Source organism: Bacillus sp. ISL-18 (assembly GCF_018613415.1).
Lineage (GTDB): Bacteria > Bacillota > Bacilli > Bacillales > Cytobacillaceae > Neobacillus.
This window is the reverse complement of the sequence record NZ_JAGGQG010000012.1, coordinates 17,178-38,183: the sequence shown is the minus strand read 5'-3', so window position 1 is coordinate 38,183 and position 21,006 is coordinate 17,178. Positions and strand designations below refer to the sequence as shown.

The window sequence follows — 21,006 nt, the reverse complement described above, 5'->3', positions numbered from 1 at the left end:
AGCAATTAGCGAACGATAACACTCTTATTGACCTTCTTCTGGGGTGAAAGTAATATAATGATAGTGTTACATTCCTTTAAGGATACTTATTGAACTATTACTATTATATCATTCGAAGGTTACCACCATATTAAAGGTATATTACAAATATTTTTTTAAAAAAGGAGGGGAGCTTATTATGCTTCCTCGTTACCATACTGTAAAACAGAGCGGCGGCGAACATGAGATTACGATTCAAAAATCCCGGTTTATTGCCCATTTGAAAAGAGCCGAAACTGAAAATGAAGCGGTAGAGTTCATTCAAACCATTAAGAAGCAGCATTGGAATGCTACGCATAACTGCTCAGCCTACCTCATCGGCGAGCATGACAACATTCAAAAAGCCAATGATGACGGTGAACCAAGCGGAACAGCGGGTGTGCCGATCCTTGAGGTTTTAAAAAAGCGAAAGCTAAAGGATACTGTGGTAGTTGTGACTCGTTATTTTGGAGGCATTAAATTAGGAGCCGGCGGGCTGATCCGTGCTTACGGCAAAGCCACTTCTGAAGGGCTTGATGCGGTAGGCATCGTCGAAAGAAAGCTTTCTCAAGTCATTCATGCCAAATTTGAGTATCCTTGGCTTGGGAAAATTGAGAAGGAACTGCGCGCCTCCGATTATAAAATAAAAGAAATTCACTACTTAGATACCGTCGAGGTCGAAACATATGTAGACGAAAGTCAAGTCCAATCCTTCAGAGACTGGATGATTGAACTAACCAACGGCCAATGTACACTTGAGCAAGGTGAAATGCTCTATCTCGAACAAGACTACGCAAAAGAATAAATTTCCCCTTAGGTCCATTATAATAGGACCATAACGGCTAGACAATTGGGAAAAAAATTAAGGGGCTCAAATTTTTGAGTCCCTTGTCCTATTAGGAGCGGTCTTTGGCTGTTGTTAATGTTCGTACGATATTCAACAGCGGCTTATGGTCCTTGCCCATTAGGCCGATTTTTTCAGCAATGATTTCGATTAACAAAACGATTACACCGATTAAGACGAGGGCACCGCCAATTCTTGCCTGCGAAAAGATAACGGCAACAAGTCCAAAAAACGCAGCCATCGCATAAATAAGCAGCACGGTTTGCCGATGGGAGAACCCCATTCTTAGCATGCAATGATGGAGATGAGATTTATCAGGAGCTGACAAGGGCTGTTTGTTAATGATTCTTCGGATAATTGCGAAAAGCGTATCTGAAATGGGTACTCCGAGAATGATGACGGGAATTATAAACGAAATAAAGGTTACGTTTTTAAAACCTAGCAGCGATAAGACGGAGATGATAAAACCCAAAAAGAGGGCACCTGTATCCCCCATAAAAATCTTAGCGGGGTGAAAATTGTATATTAAAAATCCAAGTGTGCTCATGAGTACGATTAAACCAATGACGAAGACATATAAATATCCCTGAATAAAAGCAATCCCTGATATTGAAATTAAGGCAATCGATGAAACCCCTGCCGCCAGGCCGTCTAGACCATCGATTAAGTTTATGGCATTTGTAATGCCAACAATCCAAAGGATCGTAAAAGGAATGCTAAAAAAACCAAATTGAAGCTGTGCGCCGAACGGCAGATTAATAAAGACAACCTGCAAATTCCCCCACAGAACAACCACGCATGCCGCAGCGAGTTGCCCAATCAGTTTGTATTTTGCCGGCAGTTCGATCAAGTCATCCAAAAAGCCTGTAGCGATAATGATAAAACAGCCAACTAGTATGGGTAATGAGGATGGGTTTTCAGGATGCAAGAGGATCATTCCTATTATAAAACTAATAAAAATCGCTAATCCTCCAATCCTTGGCATAACAGACTGATGAACCTTACGTTGATTAGGTCTGTCAGTAGCACCTATTCGGAATGCAAGCTTTTTTATAAGAGGTGTAATAAGAACAGATAGGACAAAACATAATATCAAGGTAAGAAAAAACATATAACATCCTCCTTAAAAATAAGTTTGTCCATTAATGCTGATAAAAAACATGTTAGGAGATGTTAATATCCGGAAATCTCAATTGGAAAATATAAAAAACAGGCAGCCAAACTGAATGTTGGCCGCCTGTTTTTTTATAACTATTTATTTCGCACATTCGCTAATCTAAAACCTCTGATTAGTTTTAGGAGTGGTTTGTAATCTTCACGTACAAGACCAATTTTCTCCACAATAATCTCAATGGTAATTAAGATTGTGAGGATAATAAGAATGGCTCCAAGAAGCGTTGACTGTGAAAGGATAAATGCTGCTAGTCCAAAAATGGCACTCATAGCATAAATGAGTAAAACAGTTTGACGATGTGAAAAGCCGGATCTTAGCAAACAATGATGTAAGTGCGATTTATCTGGTGCCGATAAGGGCTGCTTGTTGACAAGTCTGCGGATAATCGCAAAGAATGTATCAGAAATAGGTACACCCAGAATAATAACCGGAATGACTAGTGAAATAAATGTAACACCTTTTAGACCCAATAACGATAGGACACTAATTAAGAAACCTAAGAATAAAGCTCCCGTATCACCCATAAAGATTTTAGCTGGGTGGAAGTTATAGACAAGGAATCCTAGTGTTGAAACGGCAGCAATTAAGGCTACAACCGTTACATACGGATTACCTGTTATATAAGCCATTCCTGCAATGGCAAACAAGGCAATTGTTGATACCCCGCCAGCTAAACCGTCTAATCCGTCGATTAAATTGATCGCATTGGTTATACCGATAATCCAAACCATTGTGAATGGGATACTAAAAATCCCAAAGTCTAACCGACCCCCACCAAAGGGCAGGTTAATAAACTCCACTTTAATATCTCCTAACATGATAATGACCAAGGAAGCAAGAATTTGTCCTAAAAGCTTTACCTTTGGTGATATTTCTTTCACATCATCAACTGCACCTGTGAGGATAATAATTAAGCTTCCAAGCAAGATGGCGATGTGTACATTTCCATTAGGATGTAAAAGTGGCAAATGAAAATTCTCAATTGGTTTAATAATTAATATTCCTAAGATAAAACTTATATAAATAGCCAATCCGCCTAAACGAGGCATAATTTTTTGATGAACTTTCCTTTGATTGGGCTTGTCAGTTGCGCCAATTTTAAAAGCTAATTTTTTTACTAATGGTGTGAGGAAGATCGAAGCACAAAAACACAAGAATAAAGTTAAATATAACATAAATGGACCCTCCGTGGTTTTATCATTACCTGTTCTTGTAGTGATTTAAACTATAAAAAAAGCCAAATTTCGATAAAATACTCCCTAAGGATTATAGCACAGACTTTTACTCAATGAAACTATTAAATTTACTTTGTAATAAATCTCTAATATTGAAAACTATTAGTTAACACACTTCCTTTTATGTACCCACTAGTTAGACGAATTATTGCAAACTAGGTTACATTTCGCTTATAAATGTTTGATGCTCTTTTACATAACAATAAGAATATGTATGAAAAAAGGAATATGTTAAAAAGTCGCTGAAACGACTGTTTACATATCCCTTTCATTATAACTTATTAACCTTTAATTTCCCTTAAGTATGCTGATAAAGCTTCTTTCCAATTTGGGAGCGGAATAAAACCTTGATCAGTGATTTTCTTCTTACTTAAAACTGAATATTTAGGCCTAGCCGCTGGGCGGGGAAATTGTTCTGAAGTCAATGGATTTACCTTCACATTCACACCAGCTTGGTTAAAAATTTCCACCGCAAACTCGTACCAAGAGCAAACACCTTCATTAGTGGCATGATAAACACCATATTGATCAGACTCCACTAAATCAATCATAAATCGGGCAAGATCAACGGTATAAGTCGGGGAGCCAACCTGGTCGTGAACAACCCCTAATTCATCACGCTCTTCTGCAAGACGAAGCATGGTTTTGACAAAGTTATTTCCGTTGATGCCAAATACCCATGCTGTTCGAACGATAAAATATCGGTCTAAAGACTTTTTAACAAATTCCTCACCCGCGAATTTTGTTTCTCCATAGACACCAAGCGGATGGGTCGGATGATCTACCTCATATGGCTCAGAAGCTGTACCATCAAAAACATAATCGGTACTCACATAAACCATTTTAGCTCCAGCCTTGCTGGCTGCTTCGGCAAGGAATTTTGCACCTAATGCATTAACATTATAGGCTGTTTCTTTGTCTTGTTCCGCTGCATCTACATTCGTATAAGCGGCACAATGTAAAATAGCGTCAGGCTTTACTGACTCCATATAGGCTTTCACAGCTTGTTCGTCAGTAATGTCCAATTGATTACGATCAAGGCCAAATACTTCGTGGTTTCTGGCCGTTAATTGCTTTTCAAGGTCATAGCCTAACTGGCCTTTCACTCCAGTAACAACAACTTTCATTTATTCTACCTCTAATCTCTCACCATACTGGGATTTAAAATAATCCTGATACTCTCCAGAAATGATGTTTTCCCACCATTGTTTATTTTCTAAATACCAATTAATCGTTTGCTCAATGCCGGTATCAAACGTATATTTTGGTTTCCATCCAAGTTCATTCCGTAATTTCGCAGCATCAATAGCATAACGGCGGTCATGGCCAGGACGATCTTTAACAAATTTAATTAACGATTCTGGCTTGCCCAATTGTTTTAAAATGGTTTGAACAATTTCAATATTTGTGCGTTCATTATTGCCGCCGACGTTATATACCTCGCCATTGCGGCCATTATGAAGTACGAGGTCGATTGCCTGGCAATGATCTTCAACATGAAGCCAGTCACGAACATTTAGGCCATCTCCATAAACAGGAAGTTCCTTGTCGTTTAAAGCATTAATGATCATTAATGGAATCAGCTTTTCAGGGAAATGGAAAGGTCCATAATTATTTGAGCAGCGTGTAATATTCACTGGCAGGCCAAATGTTTCATGATAAGCACGAACAAGCAGATCCGCACCAGCTTTACTAGCACTATAAGGACTATTAGCCGCTAATGGGGTTTCCTCTGTAAAGTAGCCTGTTTCTCCTAAGGTTCCATAAACTTCATCTGTCGAAACCTGAAGGTATTTCTTTACGCCAATGGTCTTAGCCGCATCTAGAAGGGCAAGTGTCCCTTGGATATTTGTTTGAACAAAGATTCCAGGATCAGTAATACTTCTGTCTACATGTGATTCAGCAGCGAAATTAATCACGTAATCAAACTTTTCTTCTTGAAATAGACCACCGATAAATTCGCGGTTTGCAATGTCACCACGAACAAACGTGTAATTTGCTGCATTTTCGATGTCCTTTAAGTTCTCAAGATTTCCTGCATAGGTCAGTAAATCAAGATTGACGATTTGATAGTTTGGATATTTATTTACCATATAGCGGACAAAATTGCTGCCAATAAAACCAGCTCCGCCTGTGATTAACAATTTCATAAGGTGCCTCCTATTTTTCAAACATAAAATTTAAATTTTTTGCTTCTGCTAATGTTGGGTGCTTGGTATCCTTATCAGAAAGAATAGGATTCGTCGTTGGCCAATCAATGCCTAATTCAGGATCATTCCAGAGAATCCCCCCATCATGCTCAGGCGAATAATATTCATCCACTTTATAAGCAACAGTGGTATCGGGTACTAACGTACAGAACCCATGCGCAAAACCTTTTGGAACTAGCAGCTGACGTTTATTATGTTCACTTAAGATCACGCCAACCCATTGTCCATATGTAGGAGAACCTTGTCGAATATCCACTGCAACGTCATAAATGGCTCCTGTTACACAACGAACAACTTTTGTTTGTGCTTTTGGATTTAATTGAAAATGTAATCCGCGTAAAGTTCCAACCGGAGCGGAAAGCGATTGATTGTCTTGAATAAAATCAAAGTTTAAACCTAATTGCTCGAATATATTTTTATTATAACTTTCCATAAAGTAACCGCGATGGTCACCGAATACCTTTGGTTCTAAAATTTTAACACCAGAAAGCTTGGTTTCAATAACGTTCATTCGTTCTACCTCATTTCAATTCTTGAGTGGCTACTTTTAGTAAATATTGCCCATATTGATTTTTCATTAACGGCCCCGCTAATTCTAATAACTTATCTTTTGTTATATAACCCATTTTATATGCAATTTCTTCTAAACAGGCAATTTTTAAGGACTGCCGCTTTTCCACTGTCTCAATAAATTGTGATGCCTCTAACAATGACGCATGCGTTCCGGTATCTAACCAAGCATAACCGCGTCCAAGCAATTCGACATTGAGTTCCCCCATATCTAGATACGCCTTGTTAATGTCGGTAATTTCAAGTTCACCACGTGGAGAAGGCTTGATGTTCTTGGCAATCTCTACAACCCGATTATCATAAAAATAAAGTCCGGTCACTGCGTAGTTTGACTTAGGCTCTAGAGGCTTCTCTTCAATCGAGACGGCTTTACCTTCGCTATCAAATTCAACCACACCGAAACGCTCTGGATCGTTTACGTAATATCCAAATACAGATGCTCCCGTTTCCCTTGAAGCTGCGCTTCTTAATAGATCAGTCAGTCCATGGCCATAAAAAATATTGTCACCAAGAACGAGGGCAACATTGTCATCGCCAATAAATTCTTCACCGATTAAAAATGCTTGTGCTAACCCGCCAGGATGTGGTTGAATTTTATACGAAAAATTCATTCCTAAATCGGATCCGTCTCCTAAAATTTGCTCAAATCGTGCTGTATCTTCTGGGGTAGAAATAATTAAGATATCCTTTATACCAGCCAACATAAGAACAGAAAGCGGATAATAAATCATTGGTTTGTCATAAACAGGTAATAACTGTTTTGAAACCACTTTTGTTAATGGATAAAGACGTGTTCCGCTGCCGCCTGCAAGAATTATTCCCTTCATTTTTCATTCAGCTCCCATTCAAGGTTATTTATGCTAATAACATTTTAAAAATATGTAATTCCTACTATTTTTCAACGCCTTGAAATCAAGGGTTCTTTTTTATCTTTCTTAGCGTCTTAGCAGCCTTTTATAAACAAAGCCCCTAAAGGAGTTAGGAAGTATTCTGACAGCTCCCCTTGTAATAACATTCTTAATAAACGTTTGTCTATCGATAAAATGCATTTTTACAAATTCCTTTTGCAGTTCCATTTCATTTTTGAAGTATTTTAGTCCCCCGCGTCGGTTGAACATATCTGCGCCCGCACGAGCATAGACTAAAATTTCTGGTAAATTCATTATTTTTATATGACTATTTAACATTCTTCCCCATAAATAATAATCTTCGTTCCACATTAAGGTCTGGTAGCTGCCAGCTTTCAGAACAGCATCCCTCCAGTAAACGACAGTCATATGATTTAAGGGGCAGCGTGTTTTCGCATATTTTAAAATTTCCTCATAGCTGGCAGGAACTTTACGAATCGATTCTATTTTTTCGACATCCTCTTCAAATTCACCGATCCATGATCCAAGGACTTGTACATCAGGATTGCTCTTCATAAAGTTTATTTGTTTTTCAAATCGTTGCGGATGACAGATATCATCACTATCCATTCTTGCGATTAAATCATACGTACATTCCTTAATCCCAATCTCCAAGGCTTTCCCTAATCCCATATTTTGTTCTAGTTCAACATACTTAAACAAATCTGGCTCTGCCTTTTTATATTCATTTAATAATTGATACAATTCATCCGTGAGTTTCCCATCAAATACAATTAAAATTTCAGTTGGTCTTAACGTCTGACGTAACATGCTTTCAATTGATTCTCTTAAGAACTCTGGTTTTTCCTTAAAGTATACGGACATAAGAACTGAAAAGTTCATTATTTCAACTCCATTTTATTCATGACTTTGTATCCTGACGATACCTGGCCGGTCTCCATTAATATTCCCTTTAACTCCCCTTAGTGCATCCATCGTCCCTTTTACCATCATCCTAAAACGGACCGCTCTTGGTTTTACAAACAGGCTGAAAAAGAAAAACTTAAAAAGTAAAATGGGGATATATTTAACTTTAAAATTTAAAGGCACGTAAGACCTTTTTAACATTTCCAGGGTGTTCCGGAACTGATAGTAATGTCTGATCGGAGAAGGGACGCCAATACTCTTGCCTAAAAAGTGATACCTGTCCTCCCCTAAACGATGGGCCATTTTTACATCATTTGTTACATAGGTGGAATAGCCTTGTTTTTCTGCCCGCCAACACCACTCATAATCAACTAAATCAATAAATAAGTCTTCTTCCATTCCGCCAATGCCTATAAAAGCATCCTTTGGAATTAAGGAACCGGAACTTAAGGTTTGTGGAACTTTAATAATTCTTTCATTCGTTGAATTGTAATTGTGATAGACATCATCTTCCGATTTATCACGATCAAACGCTAATGGTCCAATACAAGCGATCTTTTTATCTTGGGATAATAAAAAATTATATTCGTTTACTAATTTTAACACGGTATCTTCCATCAATTTACTATCCTGATCTAATTGAAAAAAAGCCTCATAACCCTTATCTAAGGCCCACTTCATCCCTATATTCTGCGCAAAGGCGATCCCGTAGTTTCCTTTGTTGGATAGGACATGAAACTTTTTATTCTCTTGAAAAGTCAGCAGCTTTTCCTGGAGAGTTACATCGGTAGAATTATCCACAATGCAGATTCCTCCAACTTGATGAACAACGGATTCCATATTTTCCTTTAGCTCTTCAATATTAGGGTTATAGGTCACAACAATTGCACATACGCTATCAATATTTATCATACGATCAGCCATTAATTAATTTCCCTTTCCTGTTGAATAAGCCATCTTTTATCCCTTTAAAGATATACCGAGATCGGATTAACCTTGGGGAGATTAATAAAGAGTAAAGGAAAAGTTCGATACATCTTTCAATTAGTGCTTTTATCTTCCAATAACGAGGAACATAACCCCTTTTTAAAAGGAAAATGGTATTTCTAAATTGATAATAGTGTCTGAGCGGAGAAGGAATTAATAAATTATAGACATTTAAAATTTTTACATTTTTCTGCCCAACCATATGTCCCATTCTAACCCGTTTACTACTAAAAACTCTAAAGCCATCTTTTCTTGCTCTCCAGCACCACTCAAAGTCGACTAAATCGATAAATAAAGCTTCATCCATCATTCCGATTTGTTTGACAGCTTCTGCCGAAATTAATTTTCCAGAACTAATCAAAACATCCTTTTCTACAAAATCCTCACTTAATTCTACTCCCTTATTGACAAGAGGCTTATAGGTTTCATTGGTGTTTTTATTAAAAATATCCGGGCCCAAACAAGCTACTTTTATCCCTTGATCGTTCAGAAATTCCATACCTGAAGCGAGTTCCTTTACTAGATTTTTGGGTGGATTACTGTCCTGATCCAGCAGCAGGATGCCATCAAAATTTTGTTCCAATGCCATTTTGATTCCTACATTATGCGCCGCGCCAATTCCCAGATTCTCCTTCAAAGAAACCCATTCAATTTTACTGACCTGATCGTTTTCATTTAAAAAATTGTGATTAACTGGCTTTTCACTATTATCAACTATGATTAATTTCTCAACTTGTCCAACAATGGCATTAATATTAGAGGAAAGTTCTTCTATGTCAGGATAGAAACAAACCATAACAGCACAAACCTTAAATTTTCGATTCACTGTTATAACCTTCTTTTAGATATAGTTTACTTAATGAATTTAATACAATCAGTACAATAATATTGGTTGCATCAAATAAATAAGGATTGGAAAAAGCATACAATACGTAAGCAAGATAAATTAGATAGACAAATTTATTTCTCCAAAATTTGATAATAAAAGTAACTTTTGTAATTAGGAAGAAGATAAAATACAAAACGCCTACCTGATTGAGAATATAGATAGTTTGTAATTCATAGTAGTAGTAATTGCGATAGTCGCGGTAGTCTGTGATTACATTAATTAAGTTCCCTAAACCCTGACCAAATAGTAAGGAGCTAGTTGTCTCCCTTAAATCATTCATAAGATGAATCACTTGGTCAAAACGAGTTGGAATCGAACGTTGCATTTTCAGAAGGAACAAACTCTGAAAATAAGGGTATATTACAAAGGCAGCCACGCAGAGAACTACTAAAACCGCACCTGCTCCCAAAAATACTCTCGTTCTACTTTTTAATAAATTTTTCAAAAAGGCAGATATCCTTTTATTGGAAAAAAATAGGATAACAAGGTACATACCAAAAAAGAATAAAATGGCTAATATAAAAGCAAAATTCCCCGCTACAATGGTTCCTGCAAATAAAAGGGCAGCGGCAGAGATTTTGATTCGTTTCGATTGAATTGCAAATAAGCTAACTAAAAAGGCAATTGGTAATACGGGATTACCCTTTATTTGCACACGATAAAAATAATTATTAAAGGTATAAATGTCCCCTAACTTCAAACTAAGCACCTTTGATCTTATATATCCAGCAAATCCCGGGTCTCCCTTTAAGACGATAAAGATTTCAAACCCGATTAACAAAACACTCTGCACCACTGCTAATAAAATAAATAGATTCACGTAAATTTTCTTTGGCGGTAAAAAGAAGGCAGCCAGTATTAAGACAAGCACAGAGTAAAAGCGAAGCGCTAACGACAGACTATTATGCTTAACTACAATCGAATACACCAGCAAGATAGTCAAAAAAACGATATTGAGAATAAACAAGTATTTGATTGATTTTTCACTTTTCCAGAAATTTTTTAACAAAAAGGGCACGGAAAAAACAAACACCAAAATGAGACTTATGCTTATTAACTTCGACAATTGGTAAAATGGAAATTGTCTAGTTAAAGCAAATACACATAAAAAATAAGACAAGATTGAAAGTAACGATAAAGCAGATGGAAAAAACCGTTGATTCTTTATAACAAACTCCCCCTGTTAAACATTCCAATACCCTAGAAACGATTCAGTCTAAGTTGTATTGTAACATATTTCGTCATTTTTTTTTAAAATCCAGTAGGAAAAGTCTATTCAAACCAAGCCCACCTGAACTGTAAATTCCCTTGATTATTAATAGCAATATCGTGTAAGTTTGAATCTTGGATAATTTCAGTTGTAGTAAAATTAATAGGAATAATCGGCATTTCATCCATTAGTACTGATTCCGCTCTTTGGATCAATTCCAGACGTTGGTTTTTATCCATGTTCATTTTAGACTGTTCTACCATTGATTCGAATTGCTTGTTATCCCAACCTGTCCTATTGAATAAAGAATGAGTATTCTGTTCAAGGATATGGAGTGTGTCATTATAATCGTTTACAGACATGATTAAAGAAACATCAAAACTTTTTTTGGTTTCTTGTTTATTTTGCGTATTCAGGGCTGAACTATCCAATTTCACCTTAACACCTAGATTTTCTTTCCACATATCCACAATTGTTTGGGCCATTCTTTCGTCTGATTCACTTCCATTAAAAGAGAGTGTAATAACAGGAAGGGCAGAAACATCGTTATAACCCAACTCTTTCAAACCTGTTTGGAGGTATTGTTTTGCCTTTGTTATATCATGATCTTGGAAATACCTATTCTTATTTTCCGGGAATAGGACTGGGGGAATGACAGCCATGGCCGGTTCGACTTCATCAAGCCCACTATGATCAGCCAGCTCCTGGCGATTAATGGCAAAAGCTAAAGCTTTTCGGATATTCTTATTAGTGAAGGGTTTTGCTTCCGTATTGATGACAAGTTTGTATAAACCAGTAAGGGAGTGAGCATATAAATCTTGATCATCCTCTTTTGTTTTAGTAGTGGCAGCCACCATGACATCGAGATCGCCATTTTCATACATGGATAACGCTTTTGTTGAATCATTCACCATTTGCATGGAAATGCTTTCTATTTTAACTTTCGGGGCATCCCAGTAATTCATATTTTTTTCGAAGGAAATTTCTTTATTATGGTTCCATTTTGTTATGGTGTAAGGCCCATTTGTTATGTAATATTTCCCCACTTCATTTGCCCAAGAAGGATGTGCCATTGCTACTTTACGATTGATTGGGAAGTAGGTACTTAGTGTAGCTAATTCTAAGAAATGCGAATTCGGTTGATTAAGTTCAACTTCTAATGTATGGTCATCTAGCGCCCTTATCCCTACGTCGCTTTTACTTCCTTTTCCATCGTGATAAGCTTTTGCACCTTTAATATCATAAAGTTGATAGGCATTTTCTGCCTTATTGGCCGGGTCCAAAACCCATTTCCAAGCATATTCGAAATCTTGTGCCACAACTGGATCACCGTTTGTCCATTTTGCATCCCGAAGTGTAAAGGTATAGGTTTTTAAATCATCTGATATTTTTATGACCTTAGCAGCTGCATTTACCGTTATCCCCCATACATTTTTTCTTGTTAACCCTTCAAAGGCTTGTGAAAGGACTGATCCTGATGTAGAATCATCGGCAAGACCAGGATGTAAGGACTGCGGTTCTGAACCAATGTTAATTCGGAGATCTTTTTGGACATTTTCATCGCTTTGATTCAACACATTATTATTTTTATGAAAAAAAGCAGCATAAAAAATGCTAAGAAACATAGATAAGATTAGCAGTGAGCTTAAAATCAGAATTATATTTTTTTTCATCTTATTACCCCTCATTACTCTATTTAGAGTATTATAATAAAGTCTTTCCCCATTTTACCTTTATAGTTTTAAGATGCCGTACCAAACCTATACAAGAATTTTATCGTTCTGAAGCCTAAACATGACATGTACTAATATACATAACCTACTCATTTACTTCAACTTTTAACTTGAATTTGGTTACATGTAACCAGATTCTACTCACTATAAATCTTTCCATAAAAAGGACTACTCCTCATAGACTATTTTTATAGTCTATAAGATAGTAGTCTAGCGTTTTATACGTTTAGTAAATCTTATTTATCTAAACTGGTCTGACTTTCTGTTCCATTAAGAAATTCATCGATAGCTTGTTTATTTTTGTCAAAATCGATGTCAAGAACGGAGCCCACCCCATCATAATTTGCCGTTGTATAGGAGTTATCGACTGGAATACGTAATGATTCAATTTTACCTGGAGGATTTAGGAAAAAGTCCTTTAATATCGCTAAGCGATCAACACCCTCTAAATTGGTATCAATATATGGCTGAATCGTCCCGACTAGTTTTGGTAATTTCGTTACACCATTGACACTTATAATTCGATCCTTTAGGGAATTCAATACTTCTTGTTGACGTTCAACCCGGCCAAAGTCACCTTGAGCATCATATCTAAAACGGGCGTATCCAAGTAATTCTTTCCCATTTAAATATTGTAAGCCTGGGTGTAAAACCACTCCAATATTTTTGGACATTCTCTTTTGAACATTCATCTCAATTCCATTTGGCGCTAACGTATCTACCACTGATTCGAAGCCTTTAAAATCAACTACTGCATAATAATGAATATCGATACCAAAGTTTTGCTCAATGGTTTGTCTTAGCAGCTCTGGTCCACCAAGAAAGTAAGCCGTATTTAGCTTATAGTTTTTATGATCGGGAATATCAACATATATGTCCCGCATTAGAGAGATGATTTTTGCCGTTTGTTTTTTAGGATCATATTGCGCAATCATGATCGTATCCGTACGTGACTTTTCCTCTCCTCTGGTGTCAATCCCCAGCAAAAGAATATTCACTTTATCCATATTTCCTCTTTTTGATCCATTAAACTCTTGTTTTGCTGTTTCATTGGAAATAGATTTACCCTGAGCTTGTTTAATCCCTTGTGAGTACTGATAATATATATATCCTGAAAGCCCTATTAAAAGTGCAAAAATCCAATAAAGAACTTTCCTTACTTTAAACTTTTTTTTCTTTTTTCTGTGGATTTGTCTATTCATTATTTCCATCCTTTTCAGTAGTTGATCTGCCAAAATCCATTATATAATTTTTTGAAGAGTTTGTAATTCATATAAAAATAATTAATCATATTTTCATGTTTTTGTTAGGAGTTTGTTCATTAATTCTACCATTTATGGTTTTAACCTCATATGGTATCTACCACCATAAAAAAACTCGGTGGTGAGAGACCTGTAGAGAACAGGCTTCTCACCACCGAGTTAGAAGATTATATTCAGTTTTACTGCAAAAGTAAAATACGCTGATAAATTTCCTCACTACTAATTCCCTTTTCATTATTTAACAGAAAAGCTATAGTACTGTCACGATTACTCTTGTATAAATTAGGTTCAGTTAGATTTTTATCGATCGACTCGAGGAGCTTGTCCTCTGTTTTAACAATGGATCCTCCAGAAACATCTTCTAAGTCATAATAAAAACCTCTATCAATACTGCCATATGATTGATAGTCGTAGGCGTAATGAATAATGGGTCGATCAAGTAATAAAAAGTCAAAATAGCAGCTCGAATAGTCTGTAATCAGCATGTCAGAAGCAAGAAGCAGTTCTTGCGAGTCAAACGGAACATCCGTAAGAGATTTTATAAATGGCGATGGAGCTAAAGTGGCCCGAGAAGACCCTGTTTCTGCATAATGGTTTTTCTCTAAGATCACCGCATTATGTTTAGTAAGCACTTCTATCAACTTTTCTTGCTCTTTTCCTGTTAATAATTTAAATGAAAAGTTGTTCGCCGTTTTATCACGAAAAGTCGGCATATAGGTAATAATTTTTTTATCCTTTATTTCAGGAAAAAGGTCATAAAGTTTCTTTTTATACGTTGACGTAAAATCCTTTTGATTGATTAAAAAATCGTTTCGAGGCTGTCCAATTGAAAGAATTTTATCTGCCGTTATACTAAATTGTCGAAAAGCAGTTAACAGCTTATTTGAATTTTCTTGAGAAGATGAGATATAAAAACGATAATTAGTCATTTTATTTCTATTAAAGTTACTAAAGAAATCATTCGAGCTTTCATAGCCAATTGAGTCGTCCCCAATTCGTTTTAAAGGGACTCCATGCCAAAGCTGGACGGTTATGCAATTTCCGAAAACATTTAAATTGGAAATATCATGATGGGAATGGGAAAAGAAAGCATACTTAGCTGTCATCGACTTGAAAAGTCCCTGCAGTGAATTTTTTTTATAGAATGTAATGTTATCGATCTTTTTTATTTGATCATATATATGTGGCTTGCCAATCCAAATTAATTCAAATTCATTTGGATGTTTCTCTGCAAGCCATTCAAACAGAAACCGGGGATTATCACCAAACCTGTCACCTAACCAAGCTCCAAAGACAATTCGATTTTTCTTCTTTATAACCAGACAGCTGATGAGATAGAAGAAAAAATTAATGAACTGCTTTACTTTATTTTTTAAGTCTTTCATTAGAAGTCCCCCAAATTTTGAAAACAACTCTTATATGCATCTATAAATAAGAAGAAAGTATTTTACTATTGTTTATTTAAATCTGTTTTAACCTTCGTAGTCGAAATACCTTCCGTTCTAGGCAGGTAAACCACTTCACAGTATTCAGAAAGGAAATCAAATTTCCCCTTCCAATCATCCCCGATGACAAAAGTATGGACATCGTGATTGATGACATCCTCTTTTTTCTGTTCCCACGTTCTTTCTGGAATGACTTCATCCACGTAGACAATTGCGTCTAACAGTAATTTTCTTTGCTCGTATGAAAAATAAGATTTCTTCCCTTTTATTTCATTAAAATCATCTGTAGAAAGTGCCACGATTAAATAATCGCCTAATGATTTAGCTCGTCTTAAAAGGTTTATATGACCGTAATGTAATAAATCAAACGTACCGTAAGTAATTACTTTTCGCATTTTTTACCCTCTTATATTTTTAGTAAGATTTTTTTCAAAGCATTGATTTTAGTTTACCTACACAATACTAAACCAATACTTGTTCACTATTCAAGAATTTTATCATAAATATGGTATTTTCAACAAATGATGAAGAACAAAGTCGAATGGTCTGAAGTTCGATTTATCTCTCTAAGCGTTTTTCTTTTTGAACTGGAGAAATAATTTTTTGGCACTTTCTCTGTTCAATAAGAGAAATAATCCTAAATATAATAAGTAGGATATGACACCTACAGCGATTAAGTTAATAATCGTTCCTGAATGGATTATTTCTTTTGCTAGAGTACCAACATAATAAATGGGAATCCCCGCACCAATTAAAAGGAAATGCAGTTTTCCATAGGGAAATAAATTAAACAGCCTTTTATTTTGAACGACGTTAAGTGTATTAATAAATACTTTAGAGACCGAAAAAGAAATAGCAGAGCCAAGCAGACCAATTTTAGAAATCAAAATGATACTTAGCCCGAGGTTCAAAACAAATAACAATAGATTATTCAGCAAGTTTGTTTTTGAATACTTTGTCATGCTTAGCAGGGCTCCCGCCGGGCCAATGATTGCATCATATACGGTTCCAAGGAAAAACAAAAACATAATTAACTTAATGTTCTCTACCTGTGAGGCTTTCACTCCAAATATGCTGAGCATCTCTTCTGTACAAACCGTCAACGTCACCCAGGCAGGTAATACTAACGCCGCAATCACTAACGTAGATTGCTTAAATAGCTCACTTAATTCACTCATTTTATTTTTCTTATAGTATTCAGACATGATTGGCCACATTGTAACAAAAGGTGCCACAAACAATCCCAATATGGCTGAATAGTTTTCAAAAATCCGTAAAATCCCTACCTCAAAATTCCCCGTTAAATAACTTAAGACAAATTTATCTAGGGAAATAAGGACAATCGAGATCGAAGCAACAAAAAATAATGGGATTGAATAGTTAACATATTCTTTCACCTGACCCTTAGGCTTAGAATGGACCTTTAAATAGTCCTTGGCAATATAAATAAACCGGATCACCACTAACACCATTTCAACTGCTAACATGACGATAACCGCTGCCTTTAGACTGTGTGTAATGGTAAACAGAGCAGCTAGTAAAATGAATTTGAGCACATTATTTAAAAACGGGGAAAAGATATTCGCCAAAACTGTTTTTTTCTCTCCCTGAAAAAAACCATCCAAAATTTTGGCATACGTTAAAAAAATCACATAAACCAATAAATAAATCCCTAACTCTGGATCTAACTTAAACGACGCAAATATATTTTTTTTCGCTACCCACACTACCAATAAAACTAGGACTAATAATAAGCTTGTTATTTTTAAAGAAATCGTGAGAAACCATTTGCGCTGGCTTTTTTCATCCGTACCTGCAACACTGCGAATGATCCCTGTATCCATTCCAATCACAGGTAAAACCATTAATATATTCGCTAATGATAAAAATATACTCAGGGAACCATAGGATTCAATCCCTAATGATTTACTCAAGATCACTTGGGTTAAAAATGCTAATCCTGCCCCTACTAATTTAATGATAAAAACATATAGTGTTCCTTTAAAAAAGTTATTTTTTCGTTCAGATTCCAATTGTAGTTTCGCTCCTATCCTAGGGAAAAGTAAACAGTCACTCTACCCTCCATTTTAAGTAATATGACGATAAAAGAGCAAATTTCGACACAATCCTTTACCGACATCAATAATACCAATTTTCAGCCAGTAAAATCTAGTCATTCTAGTGAAATATATTCGGAGTTGAACAATAAAAAAGTGCCATTTACTTTGCAGTCTGCTAAGTAAATGGCACTCTCATGCAATTCAAAAAGAAAATTACTGAAGCTCTTTCACAATATACTGTGAACTCATCCAGCCGTCATTTCCATTTGGCAATTTGATTTTATACCACTTTAGAGATGGGTCCATTATCACCTTTTGATTCTCATCCAAAACCAGTTCCACATAACTATTTAAAGTTAAACTTCCAATAAGATTATCGGCCGTAACTTCTGGTGTAGAGCGAACATTTACGCTGCTGGCGCCTGAAACTCTTCCTAAATTCAGGACAGTGAACGATTTTTTATAGCTAGAAAAGTCAATCCTGTTTGTCCAATTGACCGTATCATTAAATTGTACCTTTAACTTATAATCATTGGACTTCTCAAGAAGAACAAACGTTGATCCTGCTTTAATCGTATTTGTATTCGCAATGATATCAACTTTCGCTGCCGCTTGGATGTTAGCAGGAAATTGATCGCTTCCTGCCGGAATACCAGGAACAGCCGGAATCGTGGTGTTAATGGCGGCATTGGCATAATAATTTTTATCAAACGGTAAAATCTTTTGCATGTGCTGGGCAATGGCATTCGCCCAATTTGGATCGGACGCATACCAATAATTCATACCGATACTTTTGCTTGCATCTCGAGTCCCGTTTGTTCCATTCGTCCGGTAGCCAAGGAAAGCACCCTCAAAATGTGTACCTTCAGGATTTAAATAATCTGATTTTATTTTTTGAGCAATATAATTGATACAGTCATCAATGGTTGAAAAACGATAGGCTCCTACAAAAGGAGTGATATCAAAAGCTCCATAGCCAAATAGGTTCAATTTACCTAAAGAAATATTGGAGGTTCCAAAGCCACTTTCGTGGATGGCATGTGCTGCCAAGTATAGGGCGTTTACCCCATACGTCTTTCCTGCATCGATAAAGGCTTGGCCTTTATTCAACAACACACTTGGACGGCCGTTTACATTCGCAGCGATGTATGCATTAATTTGACTGGCGGTTACAGGAGAAGCCGTCCGCAAATCAATAAATTTATAATTATCTTCTTTTTGGTATTCTTTTAAGTAAGTACCGGAGACATACCCTGTATTGCCGTTATACGTAACTTTAAACCAGCCATTACTTGTTTGCTCTGCAGATGTTACTGTCGATCCATTAGGAATAACAGTAAGAACCGCTGCTGAAGTGTTATCTGCTTGTCTTAATCTTAAATCGTCTGTCACTAAGTACGTTTTTTCCGTTAATACTAACGGATTTTCCGTGTTTTTCGGAGGCGATTGGAGATCGGTACCCGGAACATATCCTGTTTTCCCTTGATACGTCACTTCATACCAACTGCCAATCGTCTTTGCAGAGGAGAGAATCGTATCTTTAGGAAGATTCATTAATACTCCAAAACTAGTTCCATAGGATGAGTACAAATAAGAATCTTTATTTGTCTGATAATCGGCTTTTGCAAAAGATTTAACTGAAGCGGCTGTTACATCACTACTGATCACATACAAGGTCTTTCCATTATAAGAAACCCGATAATAGGTTTGTCCGACGCTGTTGACAACTTTTTGTGTCGATAAAAGACCGTTTCCTGCTGCAAGAGTAGATACTGCTTGATTCTTACTATCAGGAGTAGGATATAAGCTCACCGTTTTATTGGTAAAATAATAGGTTTCAGTTGTATTGCTATAACTATAGTATTCCTTTAAAAATTCTCCGCTTACCCAACCGGTTGCGGTAACATTTTTTCCATTGCTCGTATACGTATAGGATACTTTGTACCAAGAGCCACTTTTCTCTGAAGAAGTAACAATTTTGCCGGTCGGAACCGTCATAATCGATTTATAACTTGTTCCTGCCCCTGAACGCAGATTTAAATTTGCAGTCGTTTGGTAAGACGTTTTTACTACAGTTGTCGGTACTACTGGTACCACTGGTTTCACTGGATTCACAGGAGTTTGCGTAACCGATTTAAGGTCCGTTCCTGGAATGTATCCTGTTTTTCCTTGATAGGTTACTTGATACCAACTCCCAACAGTCTTTACAGAGGAGATCAGGGTATCTTTAGGAATCCCCACCAATTTGGGATAACTAGTTCCATAAGAGGAATATAAATAAGAATTCCTTGTAAGTTGATAATTGGCTTTTGCAAAGGATTTTACAGGGCCTGCTGAAACATCACTGCTGATTACATACAAGGTCTTCCCCTTATAGGAGACCCGATACCAAGTTTGTCCAATGCTGTTGACCACTTTTTGAGTAGATACGAGGCCGTTTCCTGCTGCAAGAGTGGATACTGCTTTATTCTTACTATCTGGTGTAGAATATAAGCTCACCGTTTTATTGGTAAAATAATAGGTTTCAGTTGTATTGCTATAACTATAGTATTCCTTTAAAAATTCTCCGCTTACCCAACCGGTTGCGGTAACATTTTTTCCTTTGCTCGTATACGTATAGGATACTTTGTACCAAGCCCCACTTTTCTGTGAAGAAGTAACAATTTTGCCGATAGGAATCGTCATAATCGATTTAAAACTTGTTCCTGCCCCTGAACGCAGATTTAAATTTGCAGTCGTTTGGTAAGACGTTTTTACTACAGTTGTCGGTACCACTGGATTCACAGGAGTTTGCGTAACCGATTTAAGGTCCGTTCCTTGAATGTATCCTGTTTTTCCTTGATAGGTTACTTGATACCAACTCCCAACAGTCTTTACAGAGGAGATCAGGGTATCTTTAGGAATCCCCATCAATTTGGGATAACTAGTTCCATAAGAGGAATATAAATAAGAATTCTTTGTAAGTTGATAATTGGCTTTTGTAAAGGATTTTACAGGGCCTGCTGAAACATCACTGCTGATCACATACAAGGTTTTTCCGTTATAGGAGACCCGATACCAGGTTTGTCCAATGCTGTTGACCACTTTTTGAGTAGATACTAAGCCGTTTCCTGCTGCAAGAGTAGCTACTGCTTTATTCTTTTTATCTGGTGTAGGATATAGACTACTAGTTTTATTAGTAAAATAATAAGTCCCGCCTGTATTGTTATAAATATAGTATTCCTTTAGGAAACTCCCCGTTACCCAGCCAGTTATACTAACATTTTTTCCTTTGACCGGATAGGTATAGGATACTTTATACCACGCACCTTTTCTCTCTGCGGATGTAATAATTTTCCCTTTAGGGATGGTAATAATAGTTTTATAGTTCGTTCCTGCTCCTATACGGACATTTAGATTTGCAGTCGTTTGGTAAGAGGTTTTACTAATCGTGTCAGCATAAACGTGACCCAAACTGTTGGATGCATAAGGGATAACTGCACCGCTTCCCAGCAGCAAACCGGTAGAAAGGACCATCACTTTCCCCATTTTTTTCAATTCATCCACTCCTATATATATAAATCTACCTATATGAAAAAAATAAAAAATGACAAT

General features: G+C 36.5%; 17 protein-coding genes. 1 reads left to right on the top strand and 16 read right to left on the bottom strand.

The features are described 5' to 3' along the window. Positions 1-178: 178 nt before the first annotated feature. Complete coding sequence (locus J7E81_RS18900; RefSeq protein ID WP_215044891.1) at positions 179-823, top strand: YigZ family protein; 645 nt, start codon at positions 179-181, stop codon at positions 821-823. Positions 824-914: 91 nt separating this feature from the next. On the opposite strand, the gene J7E81_RS18895 is transcribed toward J7E81_RS18900, so the two are convergent. The 16 genes from J7E81_RS18895 to J7E81_RS18820 form a co-directional block, all read right to left on the bottom strand. Further along, positions 915-1,973, bottom strand: a complete 1,059-nt coding sequence (locus tag J7E81_RS18895) for a glycosyltransferase family 4 protein (protein WP_215044890.1) — start codon at positions 1,971-1,973, stop codon at positions 915-917. 140 nt (positions 1,974-2,113) lie between these two features. Next, positions 2,114-3,211 carry a glycosyltransferase family 4 protein gene (locus J7E81_RS18890; RefSeq protein ID WP_215044888.1) on the bottom strand — a complete coding sequence of 366 codons (1,098 nt, stop codon included), beginning with the start codon at positions 3,209-3,211 and terminating at the stop codon, positions 2,114-2,116. A 341-nt stretch (positions 3,212-3,552) separates the two neighbouring features. After that, entirely contained in the window at positions 3,553-4,398 is an 846-nt protein-coding gene (gene rfbD, locus J7E81_RS18885; protein WP_215044886.1) for a dTDP-4-dehydrorhamnose reductase, read from the bottom strand. Then, positions 4,399-5,421, bottom strand: a complete 1,023-nt coding sequence (gene rfbB, locus J7E81_RS18880; protein ID WP_215044883.1) for a dTDP-glucose 4,6-dehydratase — start codon at positions 5,419-5,421, stop codon at positions 4,399-4,401. 10 nt (positions 5,422-5,431) lie between these two features. Continuing rightward, on the bottom strand, positions 5,432-5,992 hold the full coding sequence (gene rfbC / locus J7E81_RS18875) for a dTDP-4-dehydrorhamnose 3,5-epimerase (protein ID WP_215044881.1): 561 nt from the start codon (positions 5,990-5,992) through the stop codon (positions 5,432-5,434). A 10-nt stretch (positions 5,993-6,002) separates the two neighbouring features. Then, positions 6,003-6,878, bottom strand: coding sequence for a glucose-1-phosphate thymidylyltransferase RfbA (gene rfbA, locus J7E81_RS18870; RefSeq protein ID WP_215044879.1), 876 nt, complete (start codon positions 6,876-6,878; stop codon positions 6,003-6,005). A gap of 108 nt (positions 6,879-6,986) precedes the next feature. Then, a complete protein-coding gene (locus tag J7E81_RS18865) occupies positions 6,987-7,802 on the bottom strand; it encodes a glycosyltransferase (protein WP_215044877.1) in 816 nt (271 codons plus the stop codon). Positions 7,803-7,817: 15 nt separating this feature from the next. Then, positions 7,818-8,750: a glycosyltransferase family 2 protein gene (locus tag J7E81_RS18860; RefSeq protein ID WP_215044875.1), complete on the bottom strand. Its 933-nt coding sequence runs from the start codon at positions 8,748-8,750 to the stop codon at positions 7,818-7,820. Further along, positions 8,743-9,639, bottom strand: coding sequence for a glycosyltransferase family 2 protein (locus J7E81_RS18855; protein WP_215044873.1), 897 nt, complete (start codon positions 9,637-9,639; stop codon positions 8,743-8,745). Before J7E81_RS18855 ends, J7E81_RS18860 begins: the two co-directional genes overlap by 8 nt. Further along, positions 9,623-10,720: a hypothetical protein gene (locus J7E81_RS18850; protein WP_215044871.1), complete on the bottom strand. Its 1,098-nt coding sequence runs from the start codon at positions 10,718-10,720 to the stop codon at positions 9,623-9,625. The genes J7E81_RS18855 and J7E81_RS18850 overlap by 17 nt, the downstream gene beginning before the upstream one ends. Before the next feature lie 254 nt (positions 10,721-10,974). Beyond that, positions 10,975-12,585, bottom strand: coding sequence for a peptide ABC transporter substrate-binding protein (locus J7E81_RS18845; RefSeq protein WP_215044869.1), 1,611 nt, complete (start codon positions 12,583-12,585; stop codon positions 10,975-10,977). Positions 12,586-12,881: 296 nt separating this feature from the next. Further along, positions 12,882-13,847, bottom strand: a complete 966-nt coding sequence (locus tag J7E81_RS18840; protein WP_215044867.1) for an LCP family protein — start codon at positions 13,845-13,847, stop codon at positions 12,882-12,884. Positions 13,848-14,086: 239 nt separating this feature from the next. Continuing rightward, complete coding sequence (locus J7E81_RS18835) at positions 14,087-15,292, bottom strand: CDP-glycerol glycerophosphotransferase family protein (RefSeq protein ID WP_215044865.1); 1,206 nt, start codon at positions 15,290-15,292, stop codon at positions 14,087-14,089. A 65-nt stretch (positions 15,293-15,357) separates the two neighbouring features. Next, on the bottom strand, positions 15,358-15,747 hold the full coding sequence (gene tagD / locus J7E81_RS18830; RefSeq protein ID WP_215044863.1) for a glycerol-3-phosphate cytidylyltransferase: 390 nt from the start codon (positions 15,745-15,747) through the stop codon (positions 15,358-15,360). A 171-nt stretch (positions 15,748-15,918) separates the two neighbouring features. Further along, positions 15,919-17,385: an oligosaccharide flippase family protein gene (locus J7E81_RS18825; RefSeq protein ID WP_215044861.1), complete on the bottom strand. Its 1,467-nt coding sequence runs from the start codon at positions 17,383-17,385 to the stop codon at positions 15,919-15,921. Positions 17,386-17,625: 240 nt separating this feature from the next. After that, the gene (locus J7E81_RS18820) at positions 17,626-20,940 is read right to left on the bottom strand and encodes an SH3 domain-containing protein (protein WP_251028751.1); all 3,315 of its coding nucleotides are present in this window, start codon (positions 20,938-20,940) and stop codon (positions 17,626-17,628) included. Positions 20,941-21,006 lie beyond the last annotated feature (66 nt).